The sequence below is a fragment of the Ensifer sp. SSB1 genome (genome assembly GCF_016652895.1).
GTDB lineage: Bacteria > Pseudomonadota > Alphaproteobacteria > Rhizobiales > Rhizobiaceae > Ensifer.
Genome location: NZ_JAEPRP010000090.1, coordinates 15,303 through 28,675, shown reverse-complemented (window position 1 = coordinate 28,675; position 13,373 = coordinate 15,303). Strand labels below are relative to the sequence as shown.

Annotated in this window: 12 protein-coding genes; 1 reads left to right on the top strand and 11 read right to left on the bottom strand. The window is 58.5% G+C overall.

What is annotated here, in order from left to right; genetic code table 11:
- Positions 1-50: 50 nt before the first annotated feature.
- The 5 genes from I8N66_RS21600 to I8N66_RS21580 all read right to left on the bottom strand — a co-directional run bounded on the left by I8N66_RS21600 (position 51) and on the right by I8N66_RS21580 (position 6,165).
- On the bottom strand, positions 51-617 hold the full coding sequence (locus I8N66_RS21600; protein WP_291157456.1) for a GNAT family N-acetyltransferase: 567 nt from the start codon (positions 615-617) through the stop codon (positions 51-53).
- A gap of 92 nt (positions 618-709) precedes the next feature.
- Entirely contained in the window at positions 710-1,942 is a 1,233-nt protein-coding gene (locus I8N66_RS21595) for a hypothetical protein (protein ID WP_291157462.1), read from the bottom strand.
- 175 nt (positions 1,943-2,117) lie between these two features.
- Positions 2,118-3,185 (bottom strand): class I SAM-dependent methyltransferase, encoded by a 1,068-nt coding sequence (locus I8N66_RS21590; RefSeq protein WP_291157460.1) that lies wholly within the window; start codon positions 3,183-3,185, stop codon positions 2,118-2,120.
- Positions 3,186-3,359: 174 nt separating this feature from the next.
- On the bottom strand, positions 3,360-4,043 hold the full coding sequence (locus I8N66_RS21585) for a LuxR family transcriptional regulator (protein WP_291157458.1): 684 nt from the start codon (positions 4,041-4,043) through the stop codon (positions 3,360-3,362).
- Between the two features lie 220 nt (positions 4,044-4,263).
- A complete protein-coding gene (locus I8N66_RS21580; RefSeq protein ID WP_291157454.1) occupies positions 4,264-6,165 on the bottom strand; it encodes a potassium transporter Kup in 1,902 nt (633 codons plus the stop codon).
- Positions 6,166-6,517: 352 nt separating this feature from the next.
- Between I8N66_RS21580 and I8N66_RS21575 the strand changes: the two genes are divergently transcribed.
- The gene (locus I8N66_RS21575; RefSeq protein WP_291157452.1) at positions 6,518-7,384 is read left to right on the top strand and encodes a DUF4118 domain-containing protein; all 867 of its coding nucleotides are present in this window, start codon (positions 6,518-6,520) and stop codon (positions 7,382-7,384) included.
- A gap of 506 nt (positions 7,385-7,890) precedes the next feature.
- On the opposite strand, the gene I8N66_RS21570 is transcribed toward I8N66_RS21575, so the two are convergent.
- The 6 genes from I8N66_RS21570 to I8N66_RS21545 form a co-directional block, all read right to left on the bottom strand.
- Positions 7,891-8,322: a PIN domain-containing protein gene (locus I8N66_RS21570; RefSeq protein ID WP_113535898.1), complete on the bottom strand. Its 432-nt coding sequence runs from the start codon at positions 8,320-8,322 to the stop codon at positions 7,891-7,893.
- A complete protein-coding gene (locus tag I8N66_RS21565; protein WP_113535899.1) occupies positions 8,319-8,621 on the bottom strand; it encodes a hypothetical protein in 303 nt (100 codons plus the stop codon). Before I8N66_RS21565 ends, I8N66_RS21570 begins: the two co-directional genes overlap by 4 nt.
- 232 nt (positions 8,622-8,853) lie before the next feature.
- Complete coding sequence (locus I8N66_RS21560) at positions 8,854-10,182, bottom strand: D-serine ammonia-lyase (RefSeq protein ID WP_291157448.1); 1,329 nt, start codon at positions 10,180-10,182, stop codon at positions 8,854-8,856.
- Positions 10,183-10,224: 42 nt separating this feature from the next.
- Complete coding sequence (locus I8N66_RS21555; RefSeq protein WP_273700267.1) at positions 10,225-10,983, bottom strand: amino acid ABC transporter ATP-binding protein; 759 nt, start codon at positions 10,981-10,983, stop codon at positions 10,225-10,227.
- Positions 10,984-11,007: 24 nt separating this feature from the next.
- A complete protein-coding gene (locus tag I8N66_RS21550) occupies positions 11,008-12,132 on the bottom strand; it encodes an amino acid ABC transporter permease (protein ID WP_291157444.1) in 1,125 nt (374 codons plus the stop codon).
- Entirely contained in the window at positions 12,129-13,343 is a 1,215-nt protein-coding gene (locus I8N66_RS21545) for an ABC transporter permease subunit (RefSeq protein ID WP_291157442.1), read from the bottom strand. Before I8N66_RS21545 ends, I8N66_RS21550 begins: the two co-directional genes overlap by 4 nt.
- Between the last annotated feature and the right edge of the window lie 30 nt (positions 13,344-13,373).

Here is a 13,373-nt window from a genome sequence, read left to right as displayed (position 1 = left end):
TGACTGACCGCCGGCTCAGGCCCCCTTATAACGCGCAGCGAAATGCGCGCTTACGTCTGTTTTTGTGATTCCGGTACGGTTCGGCAAATAATCTGACCTGGCCCAAATGGGGGCGCCAGGCGCAAAACCATGATCAATTCGTCGTGCTTCATATCATGGCCGAGAAAGCCATCCGGGATACGACCGACTTCTACGAAGCCGTGGCGTTCATAGAAGCGCACAGCAATCAAATTCTCCGCATTCACCGCGAGCTCGAGCTGAATAACCCCGTGAGCGAGTGCGTGCTCTATCATCTCCTGCATGAGTTTCGCGGCAATTCCGGTCCCACGCGCGTGCTTCTGAACATAGACGCTGACGAGCCGTGCGCGGTGGACCATTTTCCTGGCATGCTCGAACCTGAGCGCCATCATACCGACGGGCCGCCCGCCAACAAAAGCGGCGAACACGGGATGGCTCAAATGTTGGCGCCATTGACGATCGGAGAGGCGAGCCCAATCCGCAAACACACTTGCATAGGAAAATGGTTCGTGAGAAAGCGCCTCCAGGCGCAGGCGCCGAAACACATCGACGTCCTTGACGGATAGGCGCCTCACGGCCAATTCGCTTTCAATCGGCATGTTGCCCCTCCACGATAGCGCGAGAAAAGCGGTGACACGGACGCTCTTCGAACGAGCTGCCGCGGCAACAAACCTCTCACATGAACGCTCATTCAACCTGACGACTGCCATTCAGCAAAACCAGAGGAGATGAACCCGCCATCCATCTGCTTAGAAAGATTTGCCCAAGCCGGATCTCTGGTAAAGCTTGCAAGATCACCAGCCGACTGAACCAAAGGCATCTCGCCGTATCGAGACAGAAGCGTCTCGACCCCGTCAGATTTCCGGATCTCCGCCCATGGCTCGCCGCTAGCAGCGTTCAAAACGCGATGGCCCCAAAGCCCGGGTCGCGCGTCGCGGCACAGTTCAGCCAAAAGCGCCGGGTGGCCAGATTGCGCAAATCCCAAGGCTGCAAGGTAGCGCATGAGAGGGTAGTAGATGACCTGGCGACATCCCCCAAGCGCTCGCACGCCCGGCAAAATGGAGGTCACCAGAAACACAGCGTAAAGGCTTGGCACCAACTCGCGTTGCCGAAGCGCCGATGCGATAGCTTCCCGGCGGTACTCGACTTCGAAGTTCGATGAGTTCCGCGCTCTAAGCACGTTATTCTGCAGGCGAAGTGGAACAAGCCTGCCTCTTTCCATTCCCCAAAACAGATCAGTTGTTCGGCGAACCCATCCCCGCCAGGCCCCCGAGTTAAGCCGATCCATGGCGTTGAGAATGCTCTCGCCCAGCACACCGTCTCCAATAAACTCAGTCGATAACCACGAACCGGCATCATCGAGATGATCTGCGATCAGATCGGCGATGTCGAAATCATCGAGCTGAAGCAGTTTGACGGAGGAGGGGAGGGCACTACGCCACAGTACCTGATTGGCCTGCCTGATCGCGTCGGCAGCGGACTCAAATTCATCTGAAGGTAACGTGGCGAGAAGATCGGCGGCAGAGCTAGTTGGGACCGGCTCGCCTCGAGAATTTGAAAGAACGAAACGAACTGGCCCGTTTGATCCGCGGATGCTGAATGAATCCATCCGACTTCGGGGGAGTCCAAATACGTTCAGCGGCTCCCCTTCCAACCAGAGCCAGCCCGGACCTTTCTTTGCCCTTTCAGCGAAACTGACGGTCGAGGCGTGGTAGGTGATGTACCACCCTTTCCGCTGGTCGCGGAGACCCAGCAGACTGACCAAATGCGTATAGAAAGCGTCTGGCTCAACGAACAACAGGCAATGCGGGCCCGTCTGAAGAACGGGCGCGGACCTCATCTGATCGCTAGCGCTTCGCGCGTCTTCAACCCCGTAGCCAGACCTTAGAGCAGTTCGCTCGATAGATCTGCAGAGCAGCGTCATCGCATGCTGGCGCACGGAACATTCCGAGTGAAACGTGCCAGTATCGAAGACCGCTGCCGCATAGTCCTTCAGCGGCCGCTCCCAGTAGGAGCCGAGATGCGGCATCAGCTTCGATAACGTATGTCGCACGTCAGATGCGCTGCAACAATGGCCGTCGGGCGGGGGGCCTGCCATCTTAGGACGCCAGACGCCTTGGCGCGAGTGGCGTCATGGTGTTGGCATTGCGCCAGGCGAGAGCAGGGGCCAATGGCTCTGCTTCTGTATCGACAATCACGACCGGCAAGTGCTCGTAGCAGTAGCCCGGAGGAATTGCCGGCTTCACCATCAACGAGATCAACTCCAATATGGCTGCCCGCGAATTGGACGAGACGATTGTGTAGAAGTTCCCGCTGTTCCAGGTCAGCACCGAATAGCGAAAGAACGTCCTGAGAGCAGAAACCGTCGTCGCAAGGTCCACCTGGAGCCCCGACATGGTGTTCAGGACCTCGTCCTTCTTCTTCGAAATGTCTCCCGTCGAAAAGAAGCGGGCTTTGAAGATGCCATCCTTTTGGCTCTCGCGTTCGTCATAGACGTCGCGATCTTCATGCGCGAGCTTCTGCACCTGCACCAGCACACCGCCCGGACGGATGCGGGGAACGACGAAATCCAACTGCTTCATCCGGTCGCGATCATACATCTGGAAGGTCGTGTCCTCGAAAAGAACATCAAATCCATCCCTGAAGCTGAAGAGGTCCGGGTCGTTCGCGTATTTTTCGTCGGTGAGCTCGAAGAATGGACCATGAAAAAAGTGCGCGTGTTCGCTTCCACGCTTTTCGGCAAAGGAGATCCGATTGGCGGCCGTTGGGCTGCAGCAGAGCGCTTCAATACGACCATTGCCGAGGGTCGCCAGGGTACGCGCGAGGCATCCGGTTCCAGTGCCGAGTGTGTATATTGTCGTCGGGGCAGCACTTCGCGCCCAGATCCGCAAGCCGAACGAGAGTATGGCGGCGCCCAGACGGCCTTCCTCTTCCAGCCTGTAAGGGATGCTGGCGAAGTAATGGCTGTCGAAGTGTCCCCAAAGGCGTCGATGCGTATCCGCAAAGATCGTAGCCTCAAGGTCGAAGTCGAGCAGACTGCCGTCAAGTCTCGGTGCGGCGCGGTCCGGCGCCCCGGACTGACCGCTGGCAGTTCTCTCAAAAAAATCCGCAAAGGATGTAAGCCTCGGCGCCTTTCGCCAACGTTCGATTGTTGATTGATCCACCATAACCATCTCCAAACGCGGCGGCGTCGATCAACAAAGGACTTCAACGGATACGCATGTTGCCGCTCACGAGTTTCCATTTGTGAACCCGGGCGAGGGGAGCGCCAATCTACCGAAATTGGTAGGCTATTCTTTCGAGCTCGCGGAGATCCGCCGGGCAAGGAGCGGGGGAAACGGTCACAGTCTGATCAACTCCAGGAAGGTCGCCTTGGCAACAGCATGATAGGTCGTCAGAGCGCGAAGCTTCAGCCTTGCTGAACGAAGATAGAGCTTCACTGCATTTTCCGAGATTCCGAGATCGGCTGCTATCTGTTTGGAGATCCTACCTATTGCAAGCAGCTGCAGACATTGGCTCTCGCGTCGCGAAAGTTGGCGCATGCGGACCGACTTCCGAAACGCGAGCGCATCAAAAACTGTCTCATGCAAATAGTGGGCAAGGAGCTGCATCTCGTGGACGCGCGAATCGCGCAGTCGTATCCATTGCCTTCTTGGGAGATTTGAGGTCACGGAAAAAAGGCTGCGTTCGCCATTCGCGCCGCGGATCGGGATCGTCAAGCCTTGCGAGCCAATCCCATAGGAGCACGCCTCTTTGAACAGCCGGCCGGCGGGCCTCGACCGCCAATCGAGGGCAGACCAATCCACCGGAAGAAAGCCCAGTCGCATAACGTCTAGACCGGGATCTCTTTCGAAGTAGCCCCTGTCGACATAGGCTGCGGTCCATGCGTCCGGGTAGGTCGTGCAGAAATACGGAGGCGTGCTCGTCGCAGTCCCCGCATGCACTACGAGGAACGTCATGTGCGTAAACCCGTATCCCGTGCATAGTTCACTTAATGCGGGGTAGAGATCTTCGCGATGCGCCACTGACCGCAGCCTTCTCAATGAAGATGACAAACGGTTATGGTTGACGATTGGGCGAAGTCTTCGTTTGTCCGGCACCGGTTCCTTCTCCTTGAATTCAAAGGTCCGGACTTTAGCCTCAGCCGTTCGGCCGGGAAATTGCAGGAATCACCAGGGGAGCCAACGAAACTGGCGGGTGCGTCGATGGAAGGCGCCGTGGTGGGCTCGTTTCGGATAGCGCAGGTCAGATCACCACCTGCTCGCCGAGCTCGACCACCCGGTTTGGTGGAAGACTGAAGTAGTCTGCCGGGTCGATTGCTGCGGATGCCATCGCGATAAACAATTTGTCCTGCCACCCAGGAAGCCCGGAGTTCGGATCGGCAATCAGCTTGCGGCGGCCAAGGAAGAACGATGTCGACATGATCTCGAACTTGAACCCAGCTCTCTTGCAGAGCGCGAGCGCCTTCGACACGTTCTGCGTGTCCATGAAGCCGAAGGTGAGTTCGATCCGGGTAAAGCGCTCGGAGAGGTGCGTGATCGCAAAACGCTCGCTGTCCCGAACAAAGGGTACTGCGGCGGTCTTTATCGTCAGGATGACGTTGTGGGCATGAAGGACACGGTTGTGCTTGATGTTGTGAAGAAGGACGCCGGGCGCTTTGTCGGGGACACTCGTCAAAAACACGGCAGTGCCTGGAACCTGTGCGGGAGCATGGTCGGATTTTCGCTCGATCGCGGCGATAAATGACTCCAGTGGGATATCGTTTCGCGCGGATTTTTCCCGAAGGAACAGCGTTCCTTTGCGCCAGGTCCACATCAAAATCATGATGGTCGCCGCGATGAGGATCGGCACGTAACCGCCGTCATGGACCTTCAGCAGATTTGCCGAGAGGAAGATGCACTCGAGGATGAAGAGAGGCATCAGAAATCCGGCAGCCGAGAACACCGACCATCCCCAGGCAACACGGACGAACTTGAAAGACAGAAGCGTTGTGACCACCATCGCACCGGTGACCGAGATCCCATAGGCGGTGGCGAGAGACTCTGAATCTCCAAAGGCAAAGATCAGCACCAGTATTCCTGCCAGCAACACGGTGTTGACGTCCGGAACGTAGATCTGCCCGGTGTTGGATTCCGATGTGAAGCGGATTTCAAGGCGCGGGAGGAAGCCGAGATGGATGGCCTGGCGCGCGAGAGAGAACGCTCCCGTGATCACGGCCTGGCTGGCAATTATCGTTGCTGCCGTTGCAAGAATGACGACCGGCAGCAGCGCCCATTCGGGGAACATCAGGTAAAAGGGATTGTGGGAGGCGGCCGGGTTGTCGAGAACGAGGGCACCCTGACCAAGATAGTTGAGGGCGAGGGAAGGAAACACCAGAGCGAACCAGGCCACCTGGATCGGCCGCCTGCCGAAGTGACCCAGATCGGCGTAAAGCGCTTCCGCCCCCGTGACCGTGAGGAAGACGGCGCCTAACACGACCAGCCCGACGAACCCCGCGTGCGTTATGAAATAGATCGCATGGACCGGGTTGAGAGCATAGAGGATGGTGGCGTCGTCTGCGATATGGACCAGGCCGCCGGCCCCCATCACGACGAACCAGAGTACGGTGATCGGTCCGAAGAGGCTCGATACAGCGGCGGTGCCTTTCGACTGGACCAGAAAAAGTCCCGCCAAAATCGTTGTTGCGATCGGCAGCACATAGTCGCCGAGCGCCGGCGTCACCAGCTTCAGTCCCTCGACGGCGGAGAGGACGGAAAGGGCAGGGGTGATCATGGCGTCGCCGATGAACAGGGCCGCTCCGATCAGGCCGGCAAAGAACAACACCGTCGTGTGGCTCGCGGACTTTTTCATGAGGAGTGCAAGCAGCGAAAGGGTGCCGCCTTCGCCGTCGTTGTCCGCTCTTAGCAGGAAAATGACATATTTTACGGTGACGATCAGTGTCAGCGTCCAAAGCATCAATGAAATCAACCCGACGACTTCGTCATGGCTTATCCCATCATGAGCAAAAGGGCGGAGCGCTTCCCGGAACGCATAAAGAGGGCTGGTCCCGATATCGCCGTAGACGACGCCGACAGCGCCAAGAACCAAGGCGGCAAAACGTTTCTTTCCGGCGCCATGGGCCCCAGCGTCAATTGCGGAAGTACTCATCGATCCTCCAGTCGCGGCGGACGACTTTTTTGCCGGGCTCCTCATCTCGGGGGCGAGCCTTTGGTCCCAGCTCGGAAAATTGAAAGGGTCTCGCGGCGTCGAAATCAGTTCGATCGGCTGTCATTCCAGAGGCTGAATCGACGCCTATTCTGACGCGCAAATGCGCACGCGTAAATGCTCCTTGGCGCTGATCGAGCACGCTCGGGGGTGAAACTGGACGCCCCCTCCGGGGGGATAAAGTCAGTAACTCGCAGGTGAGGCAGGTGTATAATGGTGACGGCAGCGCCGCTCTCTGCACGGCGTGAACCCGTTTAACGCTTGCCCGTAACGCCTTATGGCAGGAGTTGGTTCAATGGCTGCTTCAAGATCAAAACTATCAGGAAACATGTCGGCTTCGCCTGTGGCGGGGATCGCGAGCATTGTTAACGCGATAGCGCCGGCGGGCCTGGGCTACCTTGCCGCGATTATGCTGACCGCCATCACAACGATCGTCGCCATTGGGGTCAACAGCGGCGTCCAGATACCGAACATTTCCCTTATCTTCGTGGTGCCCGTCGTCATTGCAGCCGTAGGATTCGGTTTGGGGCCATCCGTGTGTTCGGCGGTGCTCGGGGCACTGTCCTACAACTTCTTCCTGACCGAACCGCGCTACCTGCTTCTGGTCGATGACGCGGCCAATATCTGGGCAATCAGTCTCCTCTTTGTCGTCGGATTGATTGTGAGCGGCGTTGCCTTCACCTCTCAACGAAGAGAGAAAGAGTTGCTGGCGTTGAGACAAAATGTTAGCGCGCTGCAGGAATATTGCCGCGACATATCGAAGGCACACAACAACACGCAGGCCGCCGTCTCCACCGCGGCCCGGGTGCTGGCCGATCTCTTCCAGGTACCTGCTTTTGCGGCGATCATCACGGATGATCAGGTGACATCTCTCAAGTGCGCCGGAGACCTGGAGCCGAAAATTGCAGAGTTTGAAGCCGCGCGGCTATCCGTTGCAACGGGATCAGCACAGCGAGCGGGAGTCTACCCGACCCTGGAATCGCGTTTCGATTTCTGGCCCTTGACGATGACGGGACAGAGCATCGTGATTGGCCTCTCCTTCGATCCAGACAGGCGTCCGGCTGCACCAGACGTTCTGGTCGATATCGTGAGAAACGTCCTGTCGCTGGCACTTGAATGCCAAAAATCGCGGGATCAGCTCAATATTTCGCAGCGGCGTTGAGCTTTGGTCCCCGAAGAAGTCAGGATCCCCGCGACGCCGGCAGCAGCTGGCATTCAAGGATATGGAGAAAACCCACAATGATGGCTGACCAGAGGTCTAGCGTCCTGCCAAGCACCTTGATCGACCTGCCTTTTCGTGATGTTATATCATAACGTTATCGCGTAAGAGTTATTATGGAACTACTCCATATGCCGGAAAACATGCATTGTGGCCAATCCTTGCCTTGGCGAGACGCGAACCCGCTTTCGCTCCAACACCTTGCAGAGCCAAAGCGCGGCCGACAGTAGCATCGTTGCGGAGGCACCGGATTGCATTAGGAACCATCGCTCCAGAGCACCGCGTGACCTAGCCCCATGGCTCCGGCCTAGCTTGGAATGAGGCCAGCCAAGGAAGGTCGACGGTATGTTTTCTTTCAACATGCGTGAGTTGGCCGACGCGCTCGGCCGCTCAGCATCCGTCGGGAGTTCGAGGATCTCGATCCACCAGAGACGCGTAGGCACCGGACGTTATACCCCCGAGCGGAGCGGATTGAAGAACTGGAGGTCTGCGAAATCCTTTTCATTGTCGGTCGCAATCATGCAGTCATTTGCGCCAGCAACCGCCGCGATTATCATGTCGAGCGCATTGCGCGGCCGCCCGGCGATTTTCCCCTCGGCCATCAGTCGAGCCCACACCAGCGCCGCCTTGTCATCGAATGCGAGGATTCTGCCCGCGAAGAGCGCCTGTGGACCTTCCGTCCCGGAAAACCAGGTATCTAGCGCTTCGCGCTTCTTCCCGCGGGGCATTTCGAAGATGCCTCGCTTGATTTCGGCCACAGTCAGCGAGGCGATGAACAACTCCTCGTCCCGACGCTCCGCCATCCACTCGATGAGGAATTGCGACGGCGCCGGTTTCACGATGTTGCTGATGATATTGGTGTCAAGCAGATATCGGGTCACAGATCGATTTTGCGCCCCTCTTCGCGCGGCCGCGAAAGATCAAGATCGGCCCCAACAAGGGGCGAGCGACGAAGTGCGTCCAGGATATTCCCCACTTTCGGTGGCTCGCCCGCTACGGCTGTCTTCATCACAGTTCGAACCTCATCTGCTTCCGGCCCTTCCTCTGCTAAACGACGAGCTAGGGCGCGGATCAGCTCTCGATCAGACTCCAGCGCCATGACCTCAAAGCGAGTAAACCCGCGCTGAGTCAGTCGCGCGCGATAATTCTGAAGTGCCCTCTTCTGTGCGGCATTGCCCATGATGCATCTCCGTTTTATATCTGGATATATAATCCGGAACCTCGACTCTTGCAAGATGCAGCCCGCGGCGCGGAGCCCCCAACTTTCTCTTCGCTGGTGACGGGATGCCCGCGTGATCGCCGTCGCACATCGGCCAGCCCTCGCACTTGCCGGCAACTGGTGGCACGTTTGAACATCATCGAAATTAGCTGGAAAGAACATGCGTAGTGCGTATTGATGCAGACGTGCGAGCCTACCGTTGTGCCAAGGACCTTGCCTGTGCAAGGAAGCTTTCGAACTGCTCGTCCGGCACGAAAGATCCCCCAGTCGTCCAGAGGATGTGCGTCGCGCGTCCCATCTTGTCCCGGATACCGCGCTGCGCGCAGAACTCTTCGCCGCGCGGGTGGCGCAGGAGGAACTCGGGGCCGAACAAGGCCGCGGTTGCGGACGGCTCAAGGCGTAAACCCTCTGCCTCGTACGCAGCCAGCAGCGCCCTCAGCAAGTCGGCGTCGGGAACAGTGTAGATGCCTGCCAACATTTCTCGCATAACGGTCGCAACGAACGCAGACATCCGCGCCACCGCCATCCCGTCAGCCTCGGTCTTGTTGGTGAGACCGACGTCATAGACCGACACCAGTTCCTCGGAGCCCGACATCATATGCACCAACGCGCAAGGCGACTGGACGGGTTCGACGAAGAATGCATGGACATTGTCGCCGAAGACTGCTTTTGCCCCGAAGGTCACACCCCCTGGAGCGCCGCCGATGCCGCAAGGCAGATACAGAAACAAAGGGTTGTTTTCGTCGACAGTTACGCCCAGGCCCTTCAACTGTTCAGCCAGTTCGTAGGCCGCGACGCTGTAGCCGAGGAATAGGTGTCGAGACTTTTCGTCGTCAACAAAGTAGATGGACGGATCCGCTTCCGCGACGACGCGCGCGTTCTCCACCGCAGTCGTGTAGTCGGCCTCATGTTTGATAACCTCGACACCGAGCCGAAGCAGGCGATCCACCTTCCACTGCTTCGCATCGAAGGACATGTGAACGGTTGCCTTGAAGCCCAGCGCCCGGGCGGCGATGCCCACGCTCAAGCCAAGGTTGCCGGTACTGCCGACGGCGATCGTGTATCCAGAAAAGAAGTCTCGCGCTTCGGCCCCCGCGAGTTTGCGGATGTCTCCCCCGTCGGCCAGCAGGCCATTTTGCCTCGCCAGTCCCTCGGCGAAAAGAAACACTTCGTAGACCCCTCCCCTTGCCTTGATGGAACCGGCCACGGGAAGCTCGCTGTCAGCCTTCATGAACAGGCGACCGTACTCCGGCGAGCCATATTCCAGCGCGTGTCGCAACGCCTTGAGCTCGAGCAGTTCGGATCGGATGACGCCGCCGGTGGCTTCGAGTTCTTCGAAACACGCTGCAAGCAGTGGAGCCAGTCTCTCCCAGTTCCGTTTGGCGTCCAGGACATCGGAAGGGTTTACCGGTAAGTCTCCTCCGTCGATTGCGCCCGCCTTGTACTTCGGGTTCACCCACAGGGTCGGCCACGCCGAGGCCACTTCCTGGAGAAGTTGCGCGTTCGGTACTTCGACGGTCATCGCATTATCCTGTTGCCGATGGTTGATTGCCATGTGTTTCGCTCAGTGCTTCAGAACGCGGGCCAGGAAGGAGCGGGCACGGTCATTCTGCGGATCGTCGAAGAAGGTATCCGGCTTCGCGATCTCCAGGATTGAGCCCTGGTCGATGTAGACAACGCGGTCGCCGACCTCGCGGGCAAACCCCATCTCGTGGGTGACGATCATCATGGTCATGCCTTCAGCGGCGAGTTCGCGCATGACATCGAGGACCTCCCCCACCATTTCCGGATCCAGGGCGCTGGTTGGCTCATCGAAGAGCATCAGATGGGGTTCCATCGCCAGCGACCTGGCGATGGCCACGCGCTGTTGCTGGCCGCCCGACAATTGTCCCGGATACTTATGCGCATGCGCCTTCAGACCCACGCGCTCCAGGAGTTTGATCGCAGCCGCCTCGGCCTCTTCCTTGGATTTCTTCCGTACACGGATCGGCGCGATCGTAATGTTCTCGACGACTGTCTTGTGCGGAAAGAGGTTGAATTGCTGAAACACCATCCCCACGCCCTTGCGGATCTCCGCCAGTTCGCGCTCGCCTCCGAGTCTTCGGTCTTCGTCGACGGGCATGTGATAACCGTCGACCACGAGACTGCCGTGCTGGTACATCTCGAGGCCGTTCACACAACGGATAAGGGTCGACTTGCCGGAACCGCTCGCCCCGAGAACAACCATTACCTCGCCGCGTGTCACTGTTAGGTCGATGTCCTTCAGCACGTGATGCGTGCCGTAGAACTTGTTCATTTTTTTCATTTCAACGATGGTGGTCATCGCTTTCACTCCATGTTTGCCCGCTCAGCGACTGCCGACGGCCATATGTGCTTCGAGCTTGCGCGCGGCGTAGGTGATCATCGAGCCGGCGAGGAAATAGGTCAGAAGCAGGAAGGAATAGACTTCGTAGGTTCGGTCGCCGTACTGCGGGTTGGCGAGGATCATCTGGCCCGCTCGAAGGAAGTCGGTAAGGCCAATGATGAAGACGAGCGGCGCTGCATTGAAGATATCAAGCACGTTGCCAACAAGCGGAGGCACGACCACGCGCAGCGCCTGCGGAAGAACGATCGAACGGTTGATATCGAACTCGCTCATGCCGAGGGAGCGTGCAGCCTCGGTCTGACCCTGTGGGACCGCCTGCAGTCCGCTCCTCACATATTCCGCGACGTATGCGGAGTAGAAGATCGTGAAACCGATCATGCCGCGTGCGACATCTGCCAGGTTCCATCCCGTGGCCAGGACCGGCATCAGGATCCAGATCCAGTAGACGACCAGGATCAGCGGTAGAGATCGCATGATCTCGATGTAGCCCGTGCAGATCACGCGAACGCTCGAAAACCGACTGCGGCGGCCGAAGGCGAGGAGGATGCCGATTGGAAGTGACAGAACGGCGGTCACCAGCGTCAGCAATATACTGAGGAGCAACCCTCCCCACAGGCCAACGCCTGGAGGCGCCATCACGGCGAATATGGATATGAACCCGGTAAACGATGCAGGTAGCAGGACTTTGCGTGCCAGGGGCACATACGAGGTCAGCGCCCATCCGCAGCCCAGGATCGCCACGACCAGAGCGGCAGGGCCGGAAACCTCCATTCCTTGTCCTGAAAGCGCAAGCGCGAGCGGCGGGACTGCCAGAATAAAGGCATGGTGGACGCGGAAACTGAACACGCAGCCGAGTGCGGCCCCGAGAAGCGCACCGATGATCCCGACGGCCGTCCAGGCACGCCAGACCTGATCGGCCGGGAAGATCCCGATCATCAGGACACGCATGCTCTGCGGGATGATATCCCACTGTGCGGTCGTAAACGCCCATGCAAGAGCCGAGTATATGAGCCAGAGCGTCCCCGGGATGACGATCAGGGAAAGGAGCGCGTCGAACGGCTTGGCAAAGAGGTTATGGCGTGACCACTTGAAAGCGTATGCGATCATCTTTTTGCTCCCACGACGTTCAGACGCCTGTCGGCAAAGGAAACGACTGCACTGATCGTCCAACTCAAAAGCAGATACGACACCATGACGATGACGATGCCTTCGAGGCTGTGGCCAGTCTGGTTGGCGACAGTGCCATAGACGTTGAAGAGGTCCGGATAGCCAATCGCGATCCCGAGCGCGGTGTTCTTGGTCAGGCTGATGTACTGATTTCCGAAGGATGGAAGAACGACGCGGAACACCTGGGGTAGGATGATGTCGCTGATCGTGTCGCGACGGCTTAGACCGAGCGACCCGGCCGCTTCCCATTGACCTTTCGGGAGAGCGTCGATCGCCCCGCGGACAATCTCGGCGATATAGCACGCGCTGTTCACAACGATGGCCAACAGAAGTGCGGCCATCTCGGGGCTTAGACTTGTGCCGCCACTCGCCTGGAAGCGCGAAGCCACCGGATAATCGACCGACAACATGCCCGTTGCAAGCAGCACACCTATCATCACCGCGAGTGCAATCATACAGGCGCGTCGCATCTTGCCAACCGGATCGAAAACCGCTCCGGCAAACGCCAGCCAGGTGGCCGTCGCGAGCGCAATTGAAATCGGCGAGCCATCCCCGGCCCAGGAAAGAGAAGGAAAATGGAGGCCCTGCTGGCTGATAATGACGCCACCGTACCATTTGGCGGCGGATGCGAGCGGTGGAAACTGCAAAACGACGGCGAAGTACCAGAAGACCAATTGGATCAGAAGCGGAGTGTTGCGGACGAACTCCACGATCCAGAAGCAGAGGTTCCTGACGACCCAGTTGGTCGAAAGGCGTCCGACCCCGAAGAGCGTGCCCAAGATCGTGCTGAAGACGATCGCGAGCACTGCCACCTTCGCCGTGTTGAAGATGCCCGTGACGAAGGCCGCACCGTTCGTCCTGTCGGACGTGAAGGCCTCGAACACCGGAAGGATCCCTTCCCCGAACGAAAGCGTCTTGCCTTCGCTGATGTCGAAGCCCGCCGTGTTGGCGAGGAACGCGAAGCTGAATTTGATGCCCTTTGCGGCAAGCCCTTCTTTCACGCAGTAGGCCAGGACACCAACCAGAGCGATCGCCAGGGCGATTATCGCGAACTGGATGGCGTCGTAGCGTAACCGGTTACGCAACCGCCGCGCCTGCTGTTGGTCACGATCGACGACACCGGGTGCCGCGCTCGTCTCATTGATGCTCATATCCGGGCTCCAAACGCCATTTCGGGCTGG

Excerpts from the sequence above, each read along its gene's own strand:
- I8N66_RS21600 (WP_291157456.1), bottom strand. The coding sequence starts at position 617 with ATGCCGATTGAAAGCGAATTGGCCGTGAGGCGCCTATCCGTCAAGGAC.
- I8N66_RS21595 (WP_291157462.1), bottom strand. The coding sequence starts at position 1,942 with ATGACGCTGCTCTGCAGATCTATCGAGCGAACTGCTCTAAGGTCTGGC.
- I8N66_RS21590 (WP_291157460.1), bottom strand. The coding sequence starts at position 3,185 with ATGGTGGATCAATCAACAATCGAACGTTGGCGAAAGGCGCCGAGGCTT.
- I8N66_RS21580 (WP_291157454.1), bottom strand. The coding sequence starts at position 6,165 with ATGAGTACTTCCGCAATTGACGCTGGGGCCCATGGCGCCGGAAAGAAA.
- I8N66_RS21575 (WP_291157452.1), top strand. The coding sequence starts at position 6,518 with ATGGCTGCTTCAAGATCAAAACTATCAGGAAACATGTCGGCTTCGCCT.
- I8N66_RS21565 (WP_113535899.1), bottom strand. The coding sequence starts at position 8,621 with ATGGGCAATGCCGCACAGAAGAGGGCACTTCAGAATTATCGCGCGCGA.
- I8N66_RS21560 (WP_291157448.1), bottom strand. The coding sequence starts at position 10,182 with ATGACCGTCGAAGTACCGAACGCGCAACTTCTCCAGGAAGTGGCCTCG.
- I8N66_RS21555 (WP_273700267.1), bottom strand. The coding sequence starts at position 10,983 with ATGACCACCATCGTTGAAATGAAAAAAATGAACAAGTTCTACGGCACG.
- I8N66_RS21550 (WP_291157444.1), bottom strand. The coding sequence starts at position 12,132 with ATGATCGCATACGCTTTCAAGTGGTCACGCCATAACCTCTTTGCCAAG.
- I8N66_RS21545 (WP_291157442.1), bottom strand. The coding sequence starts at position 13,343 with ATGAGCATCAATGAGACGAGCGCGGCACCCGGTGTCGTCGATCGTGAC.